Annotated in this window: 1 protein-coding gene; it reads right to left on the bottom strand. The window is 44.3% G+C overall.

Annotated features, from left to right (window positions below):
- Positions 1-210: 210 nt before the first annotated feature.
- A partial coding sequence (locus HFP08_RS29105) for a hypothetical protein (RefSeq protein WP_206109351.1) occupies positions 211-535 on the bottom strand: 325 nt, incomplete at its 5' end.

Below are 535 nucleotides of genomic sequence, written 5' to 3'. Positions count from 1 at the left end.
CGACTTTGATTCAGCGTCAACTCCAACACTGGATCGCCGCTTTGCCCAGCTACATCAAGGCCTACCTACCTATTTCAAGCTGCGAAAGTTGAGTTATTAGAACATGCTTGTAAGATTAATACGAAAAGGATTGAGACTAATAATCGGATTTTCAATAGAGTCCTCCTTGGTTTAAGGCATGTCGTATAACGTTTTTGTATTCACGAACCCTCACTGCCTTAAACGACCGAAGGGAGTGGCCGCGACGCGGTTAGGCAGTGCAGGGTTGTCCGGCTGAATTGGCTTCCCTGCTACTAGAACGGCTCCTTTATAGCCGTTCTTCTTCCAGCTTCGGCCGGACCAAGGAGCGATAGCGACGCAGCGTGAATACGGTGTTATACGACGGACCTCTTGTATTACCCACAAGTTTTTTAGTTCTCTAATCTCATGTTTATATAATATCCCTGAATCCGTGATCTGAATGATTAAATTTTCTTGAAAAATGAAGGAAATCATACCTCCAGCGACGAAATCAAGAGATAACCAACGATTATCT

Source organism: Paenibacillus sp. HB172176, assembly GCF_011947265.1.
Lineage (GTDB): Bacteria > Bacillota > Bacilli > Paenibacillales > Paenibacillaceae > Pristimantibacillus.
Note: the sequence above shows the minus strand (reverse complement) of the source record. Positions and strands in the feature narration are given on the sequence as shown.